This is a genomic window from Desulfovibrionales bacterium, assembly GCA_028715605.1.
Taxonomy (GTDB): Bacteria; Desulfobacterota; QYQD01; order QYQD01; family QYQD01; genus QYQD01.
On sequence record JAQURM010000002.1, the window covers coordinates 165,032 to 182,862 of the forward strand.

Sequence of the window (17,831 nt, forward strand, 5' to 3'; positions counted from 1 at the left end):
TGCAGGGACCTTAACCTTAAAGGAGTAGATAAAGCTCATGACTGAACAAAAAGAAGAAATAAAGGTCGAAGAGATACGGGATGAAGGCATTAAATGGCCCGAAGAATGGCCGGTAATTCCTGTGGAAGACACCGTCCTTTTCCCGCAGATGGTTATCCCTTTGACCATATCGGATAAGAAACTGGTTAAGCTCATTGATGACGCCCTTTCCGGCGAGCGCCTGGCGGCCGTATTTACAACCAAGTCTGAACCCAAGGGGGAGCTCTATGATGTGGGAACCTCGGCTCAAATCCTGCGCATGATGAAGGTCCAGGAAGACCAGGTGCGCCTGCTGGTGCAGGGGGTGGCCCGCATGCGGAATGCAGGCATAACCTCCACGGAGCCGTATATGAAGGCCCGGTTAGAACGTCTATATGATAAGATGGCTAAAGACAAAGAGGCCGAGGCCCTTGTTTATAACCTGCGCAATCTCTTTCAAAAGATATTGGAATTAAGCCCCCACATCCCTTCTGAATTGGGTACAATTGCCTTAAATATCGAGGATCCGGGGACCCTGTCGGATATGATTGCCTCCAGTCTGAATATCTCCATATCCGAACGCCAGGACATACTGGAGACCCTGGAGGTCAAGGCCAGACTGGAAAAGGTGATGCGGCTGGTTACCCGACAGACAGAGATTCTGGAACTTGGCCGAAAGATACACACCCAGGTCAAGGGGGAAATTGATAAGACGCAGCGGGAATATTACCTGCGGGAGCAGTTAAAGGCTATTAAGAAGGAGTTGGGTGAAAAGGATGAACTGAGCGTCGAGATAGATGAAATGCGGACCAAGATAGAGGAGAAGAAGCTTCCCGATGTAGTAAATAAAGAGGCTATGCGCGAGCTCGACCGTCTGGCCAGGATGCACCCCTCTTCGGCCGAATATACGGTAGCCAGGACATATCTGGACTGGATTCTGGATCTGCCTTGGCATGAAAGCACCGAGGATAGTCTGGACATAGCGGATGCCCAGAAGATATTGGACGAAGATCATTATGATCTGGAGAAGGTGAAAAAACGGATTATTGAGTATCTGGCGGTAAGAAAGCTCAAGGCCGACATGAAGGGGCCCATCCTCTGTTTTGTCGGGCCGCCCGGTACGGGTAAGACTTCCCTGGGACGATCTGTGGCCAGGGCCCTGGGGAGAAAGTTTATGCGCATCTCCCTGGGCGGGGTGCGGGATGAAGCAGAGATCCGGGGGCACCGGAGAACCTATATCGGGGCGTTGCCCGGCCGTATTATCCAGGGCATACGTCGGGCCGGTTCCAATAATCCGGTTTTTGTCCTGGATGAGATAGATAAGCTTGGCGCCGATTTCAGGGGAGATCCGGCCTCAGCCCTCCTGGAGGTATTGGACCCGGAACAAAATAATACGTTTTCCGATCATTACCTGGATGTTCCGTTTGACCTCTCTAAGGTTATGTTCATTACGACCGCCAACCTCCTGGATACGGTTCCGCCTGCCCTTCTCGATCGTATGGAGGTCCTGGAATTGCCGGGTTACACTGACGAAGAGAAGATGCGGATCGCCCAGAAATACCTTATTCCCAGGCAACTGTCTGAACATGGCCTGAAACCTAAACAGGTACGTTTTGAGAAGAAGGCCATACAGAAGATTATAAGCGAATATACCCGTGAGGCCGGTTTGAGGAATCTGGAGCGGGAGGTGGCGGCTATTTGCCGCGGTATTGCCAGGAAAGTGGCTGCCGGTGAGATGGAGAAGTTTGCAGTGCGTGCCGAGGCGGTGCCGGAGTTTCTGGGACCACCCCAGTTTTACTCGGAGGTAGCGGATCGTACGGCTGTGGCCGGGGTGGCTACCGGACTGGCCTGGACACAGGCCGGCGGTGAGATCCTTTTCATTGAGGCGACAAAAATGAAAGGCAATGGGCGGTTGTTGCTCACCGGAAAGTTGGGCGAGGTGATGAAAGAGTCGGCGGAAACAGCCTTGAGCTTTGTCCGCTCCAAGGCCAAAGGCCTGGGAATCGACGAGGGTTTGTTTGAGAAAAATGATATACACATCCATGTGCCGGCGGGCGCTATCCCTAAAGACGGACCTTCTGCCGGCGTGGCCATATTTACCGCCCTGGTGTCTCTTCTGACCAATAAGCCGGTCAATAGCCAGGCAGCTATGACCGGGGAGATAACTCTGCGCGGCCGCATCCTGCCGGTGGGGGGTATAAAGGCCAAGGTCCTGGCGGCCAGCCGGGCCGGGATAAAGACGATTATTCTTCCAAAGCGAAACGAGAAGGATATGGAAGAGATACCGGATGATGTTAAAAAAGGCCTGGATTTTAAGTTCCTGACAAGAATGGAAGAGATTATCCCCATAGCCTTTGCTGGGAAGGGTTCCAGCCGGCGGAAAGGTCGGCATGCCTGATCTGATCGATCTCCATTGCCATACCACGGCCTCGGATGGAAGCCTGACCCCGGCCGAACTGGTCTGTAAGGCGCGGGAAAGCGGCCTCAAGGCCGTGGCCATTACCGATCATGATACGGTAGAAGGTGTGGGTGAGGCCCTGGCTGAGGGGGAGAGGCTTAATTTCGAGGTTATACCCGGTATTGAGATCAGCGCGGAGATACCCTCCGGCTCCATGCACATACTGGGTTATTTTATCGACCATAACTCTTTAGAGCTGCTTGCGGTGCTCCGGAAACTGCAGGATTCCCGGGAAACCCGCAATCAGCGAATAATAGAAAAACTCCATTCCCTGCACATGGAGGTAAGCTACGCAGAGCTTTTGCGGGTAGCCGGAGGCGGACAGGTGGGCCGGCCGCATATTGCCGAGCTCCTTGTACAGAAGGGTTTTGCCCCCAGTTTACAGGCGGCCTTTGATATTTATCTCAAGAAGGGGCGACCGGCCTATGTAGAGAAATTTCGCCTTACGCCGGCCGAGGCCATTAAACTCATTACCCGGGCCGGTGGGATGGCTGCGCTGGCCCATCCCGGATCTTTAAAAAAATCTCCGGAAGAGGTGGAGAAGGTAGTAGGCGAGTTAGAAGCTGCCGGTCTCAGGGGATTGGAGGTCTTCTATACCGAACATGCACCGGAACAGACGCGGGGCTATCAAAGGATCGCCAGCAGGCATCATCTTATACCTACAGGGGGTACGGACTATCATGGAGACTATAAGCCCGGAATTAAACTAGGTCGGGGGCGGGGGAGTCTGCGTATTCCTTATGCGTTGTTGGCTGATATGAAGAAAAAAATGGGCAAGTGAGGTAAGACGGGTTTTGAAGGTTATCGGCATCTATTCCAGCCCGCGGGTCGGCGGCAATTCGGATCTGCTCCTTAAGGAGATGCTGCGCGGGGCTGCCGAGGCCGGGACGTCAGTTGAAGAAATATTTCTCCGGGAGTTCCACTTTGCTCCCTGTATGGAATGTAGTTCCTGCAACGAGACCGGCGAATGCGTGGTCCAGGATGATATGCAGTTGATCTATCCCGGGCTGGAATCCGCAGACCGTATTATTATTGCTTCACCGGTATTTTTTTACAGTGTTACGGCCCAGCTTAAGGCCATGATCGACCGCGGCCAGGCCCTGTGGTGCAAGAATGCCTATCTCCGCCAGATTCCAGCGCCGGAGGTGAGCGGCCGCAAGGGTTTTTTCCTGTCTGTGGGCGGCACCAAGGGCAAAAATCTTTTTGATTGCTCGGTCACCACGGTGCGTGTCTTTTTTGAATCCATCGGCATTGCCTTCGTGGGATACCTTGGTTATCGCCGGATTGATCACAAAGGGGCCATACTGGAACATCCCGCCGCCCTGACCGAGGCCTTTGAGGCCGGGAAGAGGTTTTGCCGGGAATGATCGAGGTTATCGTAGCCGGTTCCGGTACCGGCGCCCCGTCTCTGCGCCGGGCCGCGCCCTCTACCTGTGTTAGGCACAACAATTATACACTGCTTCTCGATTGTGGCTCGGGTACGCTGCGTCAGCTACTAAAGGTCGGGATTTCCCCTGAACAAATCGATGCCATTTTCTTAAGCCATTTCCATCCCGATCATGTGGGAGACTTGGTGCCTTTTCTTTTTGCGACCAAATATAACCTTGGCTACCGGCGCACCGTACCATTTACTATATTAGCGCACGGCCGGGTTACCAGCCTGTATGAAGACATGAAGAACGCCTTTGGCCATTGGGTGGTGCCGCCGTCAGGCCTCATGCAGATTCAAGAACTGGAGGCAGACACAAGGAAGATCATCCCTCCGGGCGACCTGAAACTGAGTTTTTCTCCAGTGCCGCACACCCCTGAGAGCCTGGCCGTTCGTATCGATACGGAAGATGGCCGGTCAATAGTCTATTCCGGGGACACGGATTATTCGGCCGGTTTGATTGAACTGGCTAAAGATGCGCATCTCTTTATCTGCGAGTGCGCCTGTCCTGAAGGTATGAAGATGGAAGGGCATCTGACCCCCTCCCTGGCCGGCCGGATGGCTGCGGAAGCCGGTTGCAAGCGGCTGATGCTGACGCATCTTTATCCGATCTGCGATGATAGTAATTTAATCGAACCCTGCCGCCGCCATTATGATGGTGAATTAATCATAGCCGAAGACCTTCTTAGGCTTGTTATCTGATAGCTGATGGCTGACTGCCGACCGCTGAAAGCTTAATCTTACTTGCGGCGGGTAATTATGTAATCAGCCAGTCCCAGAAGTATATCCTTGGTCGGGGAGGGAGGGAAGACGGAGAGGCTATCCCTTGCCCTTTCGATCGATTTCTGTGCCCGGGCATAAGCATAGTCAAAACCGCCATATTTTTCAATCAGTCCTCGTGCGGTGATGAAATCATCCTGACTGATGTGCTCCTGCATGAACAGCTTTCTCAGCTTATCATGGTCGGCCTTTGTGCTCTTATCTAGGGCAGAGATAAGAGGCAGGGTGACCTTGCCCTCACACAGATCATTTCCCACTTTTTTGCCAAACTCCTTTATGTCTGCCGTATAGTCCAGGACATCGTCGGTCAACTGGAAGGCTATCCCCAGATTTTCACCATAGGAACGCATGGCCTCTTCTTTTTCAGCAGGCACATTGCCTAGGATGGCGCCTACTTCACAGGCGGCGGCCATGAGAACAGCCGTCTTGCGATGTATAACCTGCATGTATTCATCTTCGGTAATTTCAAGGTTTTCGGCGTTGAGTAATTGCAGGACTTCTCCCTCGGCCATGAGGGTGGTGGCCTTTAAGAGGGCCTCCATGATGCGGATATTGCCCTGGAGGGCAGAAATGAACAGGGATTTTGAATAAAGGAAGTCGCCTACCAGGATAACCGCTTGATTCCCATAAACATCTTTGGCCGGGGCCTTTCCCCTGCGGATTTCCGCATTATCCACCACATCGTCGTGTAATAGTGTGGCCGCATGGAGATATTCAAAAATGGCGGACAGGTCAAACTTATGGTCACCGTGACAGTCGCACATCCGGGCTGATAGGATCATCAGGAGCGGACGAATGCGCTTGCCCCCGCTAAATAATATATAGCGGCTGACGTTCGAGATAAACGGTACATGGGAGGACAGATTATGGGCTATAGCCACTTCAATACGTTGGAGATCATCTTTTACCAGGGATAAGAAATGGTTACCGTTCACGGCGTGCAACATAGTCTAAAAGTAGGTCGTTGTCAAAAAGATTCTCCTTAAAAATCTTACAATTAGAGGCTGTTGGGATTTGCCTATCTAGTGTTTATCCGGAAACTACCGTTTCCGGTCGTGCCATAGGCAGATTCGCCGGGGAGAAAAAAATCTAAGACAAGCAACACATTAAGCTGAACGCTGATAGCTGAGTGCTGATTGCTCCATCCGGAATCCTTGGGTTTCCAGATGGGAACTATCTATGCCGGAGACTTAAATGTCTATTTGGAGACCGGAAATAATTGTTGACCTTTTTAGGTCTTTAATGATAGCCTATTATGAAATAAATAAATGTTGGTTATGAAATAAATGAATTTTGGTTGAGTCCCAAGAACTGCAAAAGAAACTTGTGGTAAATTAAGTGAAACATATCACAAATTAATTTTGAAGGGCTGTTCTTTGTTGAGTTTCGCTGACTAGTGGTTGGACAGAACGTGTAAGCATCTCTTCCTTATACGGTAGATAACTTCTGGAGAGTTTGTATAAAAGTTGACATAATTATGAAGAGAGAAGGGGGGTGGGTTAAAGATTAGCTTGCATGTTGCCGATAAGTCTAATGTTAAGGTAAAAACTTTTGACGAAAGGGGGACGCTATTGTGAAAATCTCACGTCGTAACTTTATCAAGGCCTCCGGCGTGGCCGCAGCAGGGCTGGGACTGAGCCAGCTCGGCTTTGACCTCTCCCCGATAGAGAGTTATGCGGCTGAACTCAAGATCAAAGGCGCCAAGGAAACCACCCATGTCTGTTGCTATTGTTCGGTGGGCTGCGGCCAGATCTCCCATGTATCAGAGGGAAAGTTAATCAACTTTGAGGGAGACCCTGACCATCCCATCAATGAAGGGGCCCTGTGCGCTAAGGGGGCGGCAAGTTATCAGATTGCCGTCAACGAAAATCGTCTAAAAAAGGTACGTTATCGCGCCCCATACAGCGCCAAGTGGAAAGAGGTGAACTGGGATTGGGCCCTGGAAAAGATAGCCAGGAACATTAAAAGAGACCGAGACGCCAGTTTTACAGAGAAGAATGCCGAAGGGAAGGTGGTCAACCGAACCAACCGCATTGCCTCGGTGGGTAGCGCTGCCCTGGACAACGAGGAATGTTGGCTGTATTCGAAGTTCCTCCGGTCTCTGGGGCTGGTTTATATCGAGCACCAGGCCCGTATCTGACACAGCGCCACTGTGGCGGCTCTGGCAGAGTCGTTCGGACGCGGTGCTATGACGAACCACTATATAGATTTCAGAAATGCCGATGTCATCTTAAACATGGGCAGTAATGTCTGCGAAAATCACCCTGTGTCTTACAAATGGATAAAGGCAGCTCAGGATAAGGGGGCGGTATTTATCCATGTTGATCCCCGTTTCACCCGCACTTCGACCAAGGCCGATATCTACGTCCGGCTCCGTTCAGGAACGGATATCGCCTTTTTGGGCGGCATGATCAAGTACATCCTGGATAATAATCTTTACGATGAATTTTACGTCAAAGGTTATACTAACGCCTCTTTTATCGTTACCCCGAAATACAGTTTTAATGACGGTCTGTTCTCAGGCTATGATCCGAACAAGAGGGCCTATGATGCATCAACCTGGGCCTTAGAAAAAGATGAAAATGGGATTCCGAAAAGAGACCTGACCTTACAAGATCCCGGATGTGTCTTCCAGCTTCTGAAGAAACATTATTCCCGTTACACATTGGAGAAGGTCTCTCAGATCACCGGAACCCCTGCCAAGGACTTGGAAAAAGTTTATAAGGTCTATGGTTCTACCGGCGCTCCTGATAAGGCGGGTACAGAATTATACGCCATGGGTTGGACTCAACACACGGTGGGTGTACAGAACATCCGGGCGATGTCCATGATCCAAACCCTTCTCGGAAATATGGGAATTGCAGGCGGCGGGGTCAATGCCCTGCGCGGAGAGTCCAACGTCCAAGGTTCAACCGATCAGGCCCTGCTTTATCATATCATACCCGGGTATTTGCCGAACCCACGGGCTCAGTGGGCGACGCTCGCCGATTATAACAAGACTACGCCTTCTTCCAAAGATCCCCGGAGCGTCAACTGGTGGAAAAACCGGCCCAAGTATGTGGCCAGCCTTTTAAAGTCCTATTATGGGGATAAGGCCGTCAAAGAAAATGATTTCGGATATGCGTGGCTTCCCAAACTGGATCCCACTCAGGATGCCTCATGGCTAAATCTCTTTGACGAGATGTATAAGGGGGTCTTTAGTGGCTTTCTTGCCTGGGGCATGAACCCGGCCTGTTCAGGCGCCAATGCCGGCAAGGTCCGACAGGCCCTGTCCAAACTGGACTGGATGGTCAATGTCAACGTCTTTGATAGTGAGACAGGGTCCTTCTGGCAGGGGCCGGGGATGAACCCCAAAAAGATCAAGACAGAGGTGTTCCAGTTGCCCTGTGCTGCTTTCCTGGAAAAGGAAGGCAGCATCAGTAACAGCGGCCGGTGGATGCAATGGCGCTATAAGGCCGTTAATCCTCCGGGGGAGGCAATGCCGGATGGGGATATCATTTATGAACTCTTTAAAAAGGTCCGGAGTCTGTATGAGAAAGAAAAGGGCGCCTTCCCCGCACCAATCCTGAGTTTGAAATGGGATTATGAAACTAACGGACATTTTGATATCCATAAGGTAGCCAAAGAAATCAACGGGTATTTTCTGGAAGACATACCGGAACATCCGGTGGACAAGAAGGCTTACAAAAAGGGGACCTTGGTGCCAAGCTTTGTCTTTCTGCTGGATGACGGTCGGACATCATGCGGCAATTGGATCTATTCCGCCAGTTACACCGAGGCCGGCAACATGGCTGCGCGCAGGAAAAAATCTGATCCCACCGGGTTAGGACTATATCCGGAATGGAGCTGGACCTGGCCGGTCAACCGGAGGATCATATACAACCGCGCCTCAGTGGATCTGGAGGGAAATCCGCGTGATCCCAAACGGCCGTTACTTAAGTGGGATATGGAGGCCAAGAAGTGGCTCGGTGACGTACCGGATGGTCCGGCGCCTCCTATGGGCGCCAACGGCATATATCCCTTTATCATGAAACCCGATGGAGTGGCTTCTGTCTTCGGACCGGGATTAAAGGATGGGCCATTCCCTGAGCATTATGAGCCGCTGGAATGCCCGGTTGAGCGGAACCTGATGTCCGGCCAGCGCATTAACCCGGCTATTAAGATTTATGCGGGAGATTTGGATAAGTTTGCCACTTGCGATCCTAAATACCCGTTGGTCTGCAGCACTTACCGGGTTCCGGAGCACTGGCAGACGGGTGTGCTGACCCGGTGGCTTCCTTGGCTTATTGAAGCCGAGCCGCAGATGTTCTGCGAAATGAGTTATGAGCTGGCGGAGCTTAAGGGTATCCAAAATGGAGAGCCGGTGGTCGTGGAGACGCAGAGAGGCAGTGTAGAGGCGGTGGCTATCGTAACCCACCGTCTTAAACCCTTCCAGATCGCGGACCAGACTGTACACCAGATAGGCATTCCCTGGCATTTTGGCTGGAGATGGCCGGAGAGTAAGGACTTCTCACGGGGGGGAGACAGCGCTAACCTGTTGACTCCCACGGTAGGCGATCCCAATACCATGATTCCGGAATCCAAGGCCTTCATGGCTAACGTCCGCAAGGCAACAAGAAAGGCGAGGAGGTGATCTGAATGGCTGGTAAATCATTTTTCATAGATACAAGTTTATGTACGGCCTGCCGGGGCTGCCAGGTAGCCTGCAAGCAGTGGAATAAAAATAAGGCAGAGGTGACTACCCAGCGAAACTGGGGCAATCATCAGAACCCGCCGGATTTCACCTCTAATACCTTTAAACTGGTGCGGTTCAATGAGTTGGAAGAGGGTGGCACGGTAAAATGGTATTTCTTTCCTGACCAGTGCAGGCATTGTATTGATGCGCCCTGTATGGAAATGGCCCAGGGGCTTGGGTCCAAGGCTATTACCCGGGATGCGGCTACCGGCGCTGTCTTGTTTAACCCTAAAATAAAGGTCAGCAAGACTGATTTCGAGGAGATCCGGTCGGCCTGTCCCTATGACGTCCCGCGCCGGAATGAAAAGGCTGGGACTATGGCCAAATGCACTATGTGTATCGACCGTGTCACCAACGGCCTGTTGCCTGCCTGCGTCAAGACCTGTCCATCCGGCGCCATGAATTTCGGGGATCGGGACAAGATGCTGGCTTTAGCCAATAAGAGGCTGGAAGAAGTTAAGAAAAGGTATCCCAAAGCGCAACTCCTTAATGCGGATGATGTGCGGACTATCTTTTTGGTAGTTGATGATCCTGTAAAATATCACAAATTCGCCGCGGCGAGCGACACCTTTGGTGTCACCAGGCTGGCAGCCATCAAGAAAATGATACGGCCTCTGACCAATCTGGCGAATTGGCCGGGTTAAGAATCAAGCATAATGGGGGTGACACGCCTAGTGTCACCCCCATTATGTCATTAGTCCATGGTCGTTTGTCACTGGTAAAAGCGGTCAATCTTCCGCAGTTAACCAATGACTAATGGCCAGTTGCGACACCTATATTTTACCAAAATCCCGCGTAGCAAATGGTTATATATAATGGATAACGGTCTCAGCCAGATTAAAGAAAGGATCGCGTTGTTTAGGGAGAAGATGCCTGTTTACAGGCAAGTTCTGGATTTCTATGAGGGCATCCGGGAGGCACAGAATGAAATAAAAACAACCGTTGATATCCCGCCGGTAGAGATAGAGAGAAAACTAAAAAATAACAAATTCCGTGAGGGGGTTTCATTATTAAATAAAGAAGACTTCCAGGTGGACGTCTTAAACGCTAGAAAAGTCTTTGAATCGATATTGCAGCTTGGCGAAAAGGCCCCACCCAAGCTGAGAGAAGAGATGGTAAAGATTAACCAGGCCGTTTTGCAGAAGGACTTGGATATTGAAGCTGTGCTATCAAATCATCTTGATGAAACATTCCTTCAGGACACCGCGTATCAACTAAAAATAGATTCCGCTGTGCTTTCCTTTCTGGTTAGAACGGGCATTGAACCATCTATCAAGGCCTACGCCTCGGCGTATCTTCGAAATGTCAGGCAGTTTAAAGAACCTATACCCATAGATATCTGGTCTAAGGGCTATTGCCCGATCTGTGGCTCTGCGCCATGTATGGCCTTGTTTGGAAAAGATGGCGGCAAGAGATACGTTCTGTGCTCCTTCTGTGGTCACGAATGGCAGATACAACGTTTGATTTGTCCCTTCTGCGGGAATAACGACCACAAAACCTTGCGTTATTTCTTTGCGGATGGCAATGAAGACTACCGGGTGGATCTATGTGACCAGTGTCATCAGTATATTAAAACCGTAGATTCAAGGAATCTTGACTATGAGCCCGTGTTGGCGTTGGAAGATCTGGTAACCCTCCATCTGGATATTTTGGCCTCACAGCAAGGTTTTCAAAGGCCTGTGTCTTCCGTCTGGGCGCCCTGAGCGTTTACCCCGGCCCTTTCCACCTTTTAGACCCAATTAATGTTCATCCGGAAACTACCGTTTCCGGATGAACGCTTTTAGCCATCAGCCGTCAGCTCTCAGCATGAAACCGGTCCACCGTTCACCGTTTACCGAAAGAAAATGTCGGACAACGGTTAACGGATAACAAGCATGCTGATAGCTCATTCGAGATTTTTGGATTTCTGGATGAAAACTAAAATAGGAATAATATTTCCACACATTATGGATAAAAAATTACTCACAAAAAAGTAGAAATATTTTCCATTTTCCTGCCATTCCCCGCCACCTATTTTTATTAAATAAAATATAACATACTGATATAAATGAATATATTTGTTTCCACTCAAGGCATTGGTTAATTTCCGGCACAGATATTGCTTTATGCATAGCTGGCCTGCGGTTAATTTGAAAATTGATAAAAAGTTCACATAGTTATATTTGTCTTGCGCTTTTGCCGATGATAATTTAGTAAGTCTTTGTTTCTTACTTAGCGCTCATCCTGAAACAACCTAGAGGTGATAATAATCATGTGGAGAAGAGTCATTTTTGATTTGATGATAATTATGTGCGTGGGTATCTTTAGCGGTATTATAGTAAATGAGCTTCGGGCAGACGGGATTCCATTGTTACCCGCCCATATGGGTAGCAGTTTTCATCGTGAAATGGGTTTAAATGCATTCAAGAGAGAAAAATGTAAAAATTCCTGCTGCCTTATCTTTGACGCCCGTCCCCATGAGTTTTATGAGAAAGATCATTTAATGGGTGCGGTTAATTTCCCACCTGTGCAGTTCGACTTTTTTCACGGTCTTTATCTGGCTGATGCGCCTCCTGATGCCCCTATTTTTGTTTACGGCCGGACCATCAGCCGGGCCTGTGACCGGGAACTGGCCTATCTTTTGGCTTTAAAGGGGCATAAAAACGTGACCGTGATTTTCTAATGAGTTTTTAATATATGGCAAATGTCGAAAGGGATAAGAGATCACTCAGCAAACAGTCGATTCCTCAGCGGGGTATTATCATATTAATATTAAGACTGGGCCTGGGCGGATTGTTTATATATGCGAGCCTTAGTAAGATCCGGGACCCCATTCGATTTAAAAACATAGTTGCCAATTATGAGGTGCTGCCTTATTGGATGGTAAATATAACGGCGGCGGTATTACCTTGGATCGAGCTTTGGACAGGCGTCCTGGTTTTGATGGGTATCCTTGTCAGGGCCTGTATAGTCATGCAGGGTAGTTTGCTGGTATTATTCATCCTGGTTACCGGCCTTAACCTCGCCCGGGGCATGGAATTTTATTGCGGTTGTTTTGCTGAGGACACCATAGCCGGCGGCATAAGCTATTGGCATATCATGTTTAATGTGTTTTGGCTATTAATGGCCGGAGCCCTTTTTATTTTAGAAAGGAGGCGGGTTAGCCATCGTTTTCTCTTCAGCCCCAACCCTGCAAAGTGACATAAAGCCCAGTAGATGTCGGGCCGTACCTTATCTCCTTTGTATTCTTACTCTGTTATCCTGTCTGCTTTCCCAACCCAGCTTTGCCAGCCAATATCCTGCGGTTATCAAGGCCGGCGACTCTTTTCCGGATATCCCGCTGTCCGGTTCATTATCTTCGAATGACGAAAAATATCTTGGTCTTTTGGGTCGAAAGGCATTTTCATTAAGTGACATTCGGCCCAAGGTCTTATGGATAGAGGTTTTTAGTATCTATTGCGCCGTCTGTCAGAGACAGGCCGCCAAGTTTAACCGGTTGTATGAACTTGTCCAAAAGGATGATCTTATCAGCGGGAATATGAAAATGATCGGAATAGGGACAGGCAACAATGACAAGGAGGTCGCACACTTCAGGAAATACCATGATGTTATGTTTCCCCTTATTGCCGACCCTGATTTCAAGGTGCACGAAGCCTTAAAGAAGGCAAGGACTCCCCTGGTTATACTGCTCGATAAAAGATCACGCCCTTATAAGATATTGACCATATTAGACCCGGCCAGCCCGACCGAAACACTTATCAAAGATATCCGGGCCGAACTTCATAAGATAAACCCTGCGCATTAAATCAGAAAGTCATTCGTCGATTGGGGAGGCTTGGATTGTAGTTGTCCCTCTCGTTCCCAGGCGCTTCTTTTTCCATATGTCAATGAGAATCCTGTTATATCTCAATAAGATTTGTAATTTTTGTTGACACATAAACATACTTTTTCATATACTCACCGCTACAAATGAATCCATGTTCAAATAATAATTGAGCTGAAGGAGGATTAACAAAATGATTTCCCGTCGTGAATTACTAAAAGGTTTTGGTGCGGCAGCAGTCGGCCTGGCAGTTTCCAGGGTGGATGGCATGCTGTCCTGGGCATCTGAAGTCGGAGGCCATGGGCATCATGGCGCGGAGAAACTGGTTTCTCCGGAAGAGGCCCTAAAGCTTTTAAGGGCCGGCAATGAGCGTTTCGTGACCATGAAGAGAAAATCTGACCCCGGTGTTGGGCCGAAGGTACGTGAGAAACTCACCAAGGGCCAGTGGCCGTATGCGAGTATCCTTTGTTGCGCAGATTCCCGGACCCCTCCGGAGATTATCTTTGATGAAGGGCTGGGGCGTCTCTTTGTAGTGCGTGTGGCCGGTAATATGATAACCCCGGAGTTATTAGGCAGCCTGGAATACATCTCCCTCCATTCTACAAGCCGGCTCATCATGGTCATGGGGCATGAGTCTTGTGGTGCAGTGGGCGCTGCGGTGAAGGCGGCCGAACATCCCGGCCCTGCGGAAACTCCGGCCCTCGGCGACATTGTTAAGCGCCTTATGCCTGCGGTCATGGAAGCCAAAAAGACGGGGGCGCATGGTAAAGATCTGGTAGAGGCCGCGGCTAAAGAGAACGTGCGCATGACGGTCAAACAGATTGCAGAAGAGAGCCATGCCCTGGCCGAGATGCAAAAGAAGGGCGAGCTCAAGATCGTGGGGGCCTATTATTCATTGGCTACCGGGAAGATCGATTTCTGGACATAGCCATTTCACATCGCAGTAAGCTTTAAAAGGTGAAAGGAGAACTGAGGGTGAAAAGAGCAGCGACTATAGGATTCTTCTTATTATTTTTCTTATGTATGACATGTGCTTCTGTATTCAGCGAGACCCTCGAAGAGCGGTTGAACCGTCTCGAGAAAGAGATCCAAGGCCTGAAGACCCAGGCGGCGCAAAGAGAGGCTGAGCTGGCTGAAATTAAGGCCGCGGCTAAGGCCGCTCCGCCCGCTGTGGCCGCTCCGGCAAAACCTGTCGAAGGTGATGTCTGGACCAAGTACAATATGCGGCTCTATGGCCGGGTGAAGGTTGATGTTAATTATGATACCGCCCAATTCGAGAAATATAATGACTTCATAGGCGCGGTTAAGGCGGGGTCCAGTTATACCAATGACTCTACCAACTTCAACCCGAGAGACACCAGGTTCGGTTTTGAGACCAGTCACACGGACGGCGATTGGACCGGAATCGGTCGTTTTGAGGTGGATTTCTACGGGACCAATAGCGGGAACAACCTTATCCCCCGGATGCGTCTGGCTTATGTGAAAATGGTTCATAATCCATGTGATACCAGCATCCTGGTTGGCCAGGACTGGATACCGGTGGCCCAGTTGAACCCTAACACGGTGGACTTCGGTATCCTGACCGCGGCCGGCAACCTCTGGTGGCGAGTGCCGCAGGTCACTGTGCGAAAACAGATCGGTGATTTTGAGGTTCTCGCCTCTGCAATGAAGCATCGTCGCCAAGAAACTACGGAGGAAGGTCGTATGCCCTGGGTATTGGGCCGTATTGCCTACAATGGGGACTTTCTTGGCAAAGGCAACTCCATAGCCCTGGGCGGTGGTTACCAAACCGAGTCCGTATATAAGACAACCACGAGTGCTAATGGCCACCGGATAGAGCGTTACCTCTTGGCGGCCGAGTTTAAACTGGCGCGTGGGCCGTGGTCGCTTCGCGCAGAGCCCTGGATTGGTCAGGGTATCGGAGATGAATTCCTGCGCTATGACCTGGGCGTCAATTCACACGCCAGCGATGCGGCCGATCCGGAGGCCATCTGGGCTATAGGTGGATTTGTAGATCTGACGTATAAAGTCGATCCCAGGCTGAGCTTCACTGTGGGTTACGGCGTTGATGATCCCAGGGACGAAGATCTGGCAGGGATTAACTTTAATGACAGCAACGCGGCGCGTGATCGCCAATTCACCATGAACAGCCAATTATTTTTTAACACATGGTATCAGTTAACCAAGGCTATAAAGGTCGGGGCTGAGCTTACCCATTTAAAGACGGAACGCCTCAGCGATACTAACAGCGGCAACCGCTTTACCGTATCTACCTGGTATGAATTTTAAGGGTTGACGGCTTCGTAACAAGTCAATTTCTCACGCAAAGGCGCAAAGACCGCGAAGGAAAAATGAAAATCTGGAAATCAAGAAATCAGGAATAAAAGATTTTTTTATGAGTTTCTGAGTTCCAAATTTTATTCTTTTTGCGTTCTTAGCGGCTTGGCGTGGTATTCTGGAAATAATTTTCTAATTAGATAGCGGGGATGGGTTACTACAGGCCCATCCCCTTTTTTAGGTGTCTTCTCCGGTTCTGATATGCCTTTTCTGCCAGGTGTTTGAGTTTGGTTTTTACCTGAATCAATTTGGGCAACGGCGGGATTTCCACTACATCTTTCCCCGGACAATTCAGTTTAGAAATCGCCAGTTTTTTTTCTAAATCCTCCCGTTGGGTGGGCACTATGGTCTCCCCCAGCACCCCGGCCACAGAACCGACGTCTTCTATACTACGAACGAAAGTTAATATCTCGTTGAGATTGTAATTTGCTGTTAATTGGTTGATCTCTTCGTTAATTATCAGACACTCTTCCATTAAGTCCTGATACCCTTCCCGGTATTGTTTCAGATCGTCCAGAAGGCGTTTATAGCAGTCCATGAGGAGATTTTTATATCTCCCCGCTTCTGTCAGGCCATATACTTTTATGGGTGCGAAAAGACATGACTTTATGGCCCCGGTTTCCTGAAGATAACGGTCATAAAACGGCCGGGCCTCCAGTCCGACTATTTTCCAAAACTCTTCAACCAGTTTTTCCATCACGAGCAACTGATAAATCCGGCAGAAATCCTCATAGACCATCTTCCCTATAGTATCCCGATGGGCCTGGATGTGTTCCTTTAAGGATTTCTTCCCCTCCTCAATAGCCTTACGGGTCCCGAAGTAACGCTCGGCTATCTCTTTTTTGACCTGGTAGAGGAGGGCGGCGGAGATGTCGTTTGTCATAGGGTTGTTCCTTAGCCGTCAGCAATCAGCAGTCAGCTTTCAGCAAAAAAACAGGCGCATATTTTAATATGGGTCTTCGCGTAATCGAGCGGGTAATTTTTTGCTCTTTTCTAATCCCCTCTTTGGAAAAGAGTTAGAGGAGATTTTATAATCGCCCGCTTTTCAAATCCCCCCTCGCCCCCCTTTGCTAAAGGGGGGATAATAAGAGGCATGCCTTATTTTAAGAGAAGATTACCCATACTCTTTCACGATGAGCCGTTATTATTTGTAACACTTAGAACAACTTTCAAGGGGCTAAACTGTTACTTTTTTGTCCGCCGGGCTGATAGCTGAAGGCTGAAAGCTGATTGCTTACTAAATACTATGCCATGCTTTTATCGGTTTGAAAAGGGAACAAGGGGAACTTCCCAACCAGATAAGACCATAAAACAGTTGTCTTGTCACGGAAACTCCGGTATAACCATGTGTACAATCTGGATTTTTGGCTATGGCCACGATGGAAGAGCACTTAGACCGCTTTATGCATTTTTTAACCGTAGAGAAGGGGTTGGCCAGAAATACACTTTCGTCTTACAGCCATGACCTGCAGAAATTCCGGCAATTTCTTTCTGCTGAGGGGGTCAGGAAGGTTGAAGATGTCCTGGAACTACATGTCTTTTCCTTTCTCCGTTACTTACGGGATAATGGTCTTTCGTCCCGTAGTGTGGCCAGGACGTTGGTGGTTGTCCGTTCCTTTTTCCGGTTTTTGCTGAGTGAAAAAATAATCGACACTAACCCAACGCGCTCCATAGAATCTCCGCGCTTCCGGTCCAGACTCCCGGATACATTAAGTGTGGAAGAAGTGGACAGCCTCCTCAAACAGCCTTCCCTACAGGATGTTTTGGGACAAAGAGATGCCGCTATGCTCCATCTGCTCTATGCCACCGGACTTCGGGTATCAGAATTGGTCGCGGTTAAAGCCGGTGATGTGAACCTTACTGTGGGTTATTTAAGGACTATGGGGAAGGGGGCGAAGGAACGCATTGTACCGGTGGGTGAAGCAGCCATAGAGAGGCTTACAACCTACTTAAATATTATGCGTCCCCGCCTTTTAAAGGGGAGAAAAAGTCCCTTTCTCTTTGTCAACCGTTCCGGTAATGGATTATCGCGTCAGGGCTTCTGGAAGATAATCCGCAAATATGCCGGTACGGCAGGGATCACGAAAAAGATTACCCCTCACACCCTGCGGCATTCCTTTGCCAGCCATCTCCTGGAGCGTGGGGCGGACCTGCGTTCTGTGCAATTGATGCTGGGCCATACCGATATATCTACCACACAGATTTATACCCATGTGACCGGCGAACGCCTCAAGGCCATCCATAAAAAATACCATCCCCGCGGTTAATAGTC

At 49.6% G+C, this 17,831-nt stretch carries 15 protein-coding genes; 13 read left to right on the top strand and 2 right to left on the bottom strand.

All coding sequences use genetic code 11. The features are described 5' to 3' along the window. Window positions 1-37: 37 nt before the first annotated feature. From lon to PHT49_03540, 4 genes are read left to right on the top strand one after another with little or no spacing between them, the layout of a single operon-like run. Window positions 38-2,416 carry an endopeptidase La gene (gene lon, locus PHT49_03525; GenBank protein ID MDD5450944.1) on the top strand — a complete coding sequence of 793 codons (2,379 nt, stop codon included), beginning with the start codon at window positions 38-40 and terminating at the stop codon, window positions 2,414-2,416. Continuing rightward, window positions 2,409-3,257 (top strand): PHP domain-containing protein, encoded by an 849-nt coding sequence (locus tag PHT49_03530; protein MDD5450945.1) that lies wholly within the window; start codon window positions 2,409-2,411, stop codon window positions 3,255-3,257. The genes lon and PHT49_03530 overlap by 8 nt, the downstream gene beginning before the upstream one ends. Before the next feature lie 13 nt (window positions 3,258-3,270). Next, entirely contained in the window at window positions 3,271-3,843 is a 573-nt protein-coding gene (locus PHT49_03535; protein MDD5450946.1) for a flavodoxin family protein, read from the top strand. After that, a complete protein-coding gene (locus tag PHT49_03540; protein MDD5450947.1) occupies window positions 3,840-4,607 on the top strand; it encodes a ribonuclease Z in 768 nt (255 codons plus the stop codon). The genes PHT49_03535 and PHT49_03540 overlap by 4 nt, the downstream gene beginning before the upstream one ends. Window positions 4,608-4,645: 38 nt before the next feature. On the opposite strand, the gene PHT49_03545 is transcribed toward PHT49_03540, so the two are convergent. Then, window positions 4,646-5,620, bottom strand: a complete 975-nt coding sequence (locus PHT49_03545; protein MDD5450948.1) for a polyprenyl synthetase family protein — start codon at window positions 5,618-5,620, stop codon at window positions 4,646-4,648. Window positions 5,621-6,258: 638 nt separating this feature from the next. Here PHT49_03545 and fdnG point away from each other — a divergent pair. The 8 genes from fdnG to PHT49_03585 all read left to right on the top strand — a co-directional run bounded on the left by fdnG (window position 6,259) and on the right by PHT49_03585 (window position 15,511). Continuing rightward, on the top strand, window positions 6,259-9,318 hold the full coding sequence (gene fdnG / locus PHT49_03550; protein ID MDD5450949.1) for a formate dehydrogenase-N subunit alpha: 3,060 nt from the start codon (window positions 6,259-6,261) through the stop codon (window positions 9,316-9,318). 5 nt (window positions 9,319-9,323) lie between these two features. Beyond that, window positions 9,324-10,064: a formate dehydrogenase gene (locus tag PHT49_03555; protein MDD5450950.1), complete on the top strand. Its 741-nt coding sequence runs from the start codon at window positions 9,324-9,326 to the stop codon at window positions 10,062-10,064. 171 nt (window positions 10,065-10,235) lie between these two features. After that, window positions 10,236-11,123, top strand: coding sequence for a formate dehydrogenase accessory protein FdhE (locus PHT49_03560; GenBank protein ID MDD5450951.1), 888 nt, complete (start codon window positions 10,236-10,238; stop codon window positions 11,121-11,123). A gap of 548 nt (window positions 11,124-11,671) precedes the next feature. Then, the gene (locus PHT49_03565; protein ID MDD5450952.1) at window positions 11,672-12,082 is read left to right on the top strand and encodes a rhodanese-like domain-containing protein; all 411 of its coding nucleotides are present in this window, start codon (window positions 11,672-11,674) and stop codon (window positions 12,080-12,082) included. Between the two features lie 14 nt (window positions 12,083-12,096). After that, the gene (locus PHT49_03570) at window positions 12,097-12,600 is read left to right on the top strand and encodes a DoxX family membrane protein (GenBank protein ID MDD5450953.1); all 504 of its coding nucleotides are present in this window, start codon (window positions 12,097-12,099) and stop codon (window positions 12,598-12,600) included. 106 nt (window positions 12,601-12,706) lie between these two features. After that, the gene (locus tag PHT49_03575; protein MDD5450954.1) at window positions 12,707-13,204 is read left to right on the top strand and encodes a TlpA disulfide reductase family protein; all 498 of its coding nucleotides are present in this window, start codon (window positions 12,707-12,709) and stop codon (window positions 13,202-13,204) included. A gap of 211 nt (window positions 13,205-13,415) precedes the next feature. Then, window positions 13,416-14,150 (top strand): carbonic anhydrase, encoded by a 735-nt coding sequence (locus tag PHT49_03580; GenBank protein MDD5450955.1) that lies wholly within the window; start codon window positions 13,416-13,418, stop codon window positions 14,148-14,150. 95 nt (window positions 14,151-14,245) lie between these two features. Beyond that, complete coding sequence (locus tag PHT49_03585; protein MDD5450956.1) at window positions 14,246-15,511, top strand: hypothetical protein; 1,266 nt, start codon at window positions 14,246-14,248, stop codon at window positions 15,509-15,511. A gap of 205 nt (window positions 15,512-15,716) precedes the next feature. Here the strand turns inward: PHT49_03585 and PHT49_03590 are convergent, their stop codons facing one another. Next, the gene (locus PHT49_03590; GenBank protein ID MDD5450957.1) at window positions 15,717-16,442 is read right to left on the bottom strand and encodes a hypothetical protein; all 726 of its coding nucleotides are present in this window, start codon (window positions 16,440-16,442) and stop codon (window positions 15,717-15,719) included. A gap of 487 nt (window positions 16,443-16,929) precedes the next feature. On the opposite strand from PHT49_03590, the gene xerD reads away from it, so the two are divergent. Further along, on the top strand, window positions 16,930-17,826 hold the full coding sequence (gene xerD, locus PHT49_03595) for a site-specific tyrosine recombinase XerD (protein MDD5450958.1): 897 nt from the start codon (window positions 16,930-16,932) through the stop codon (window positions 17,824-17,826). The last annotated feature ends 5 nt before the right edge of the window (window positions 17,827-17,831 follow it).

Coding starts and splice junctions, on each gene's coding strand:
- lon (MDD5450944.1), top strand. CDS start 38: ATGACTGAACAAAAAGAAGAAATAAAGGTCGAAGAGATACGGGATGAA.
- PHT49_03530 (MDD5450945.1), top strand. CDS start 2,409: ATGCCTGATCTGATCGATCTCCATTGCCATACCACGGCCTCGGATGGA.
- PHT49_03540 (MDD5450947.1), top strand. CDS start 3,840: ATGATCGAGGTTATCGTAGCCGGTTCCGGTACCGGCGCCCCGTCTCTG.
- PHT49_03555 (MDD5450950.1), top strand. CDS start 9,324: ATGGCTGGTAAATCATTTTTCATAGATACAAGTTTATGTACGGCCTGC.
- PHT49_03560 (MDD5450951.1), top strand. CDS start 10,236: ATGGATAACGGTCTCAGCCAGATTAAAGAAAGGATCGCGTTGTTTAGG.
- PHT49_03565 (MDD5450952.1), top strand. CDS start 11,672: ATGTGGAGAAGAGTCATTTTTGATTTGATGATAATTATGTGCGTGGGT.
- PHT49_03570 (MDD5450953.1), top strand. CDS start 12,097: ATGGCAAATGTCGAAAGGGATAAGAGATCACTCAGCAAACAGTCGATT.
- PHT49_03580 (MDD5450955.1), top strand. CDS start 13,416: ATGATTTCCCGTCGTGAATTACTAAAAGGTTTTGGTGCGGCAGCAGTC.
- PHT49_03585 (MDD5450956.1), top strand. CDS start 14,246: ATGACATGTGCTTCTGTATTCAGCGAGACCCTCGAAGAGCGGTTGAAC.
- PHT49_03590 (MDD5450957.1), bottom strand. CDS start 16,442: ATGACAAACGACATCTCCGCCGCCCTCCTCTACCAGGTCAAAAAAGAG.
- xerD (MDD5450958.1), top strand. CDS start 16,930: ATGGCCACGATGGAAGAGCACTTAGACCGCTTTATGCATTTTTTAACC.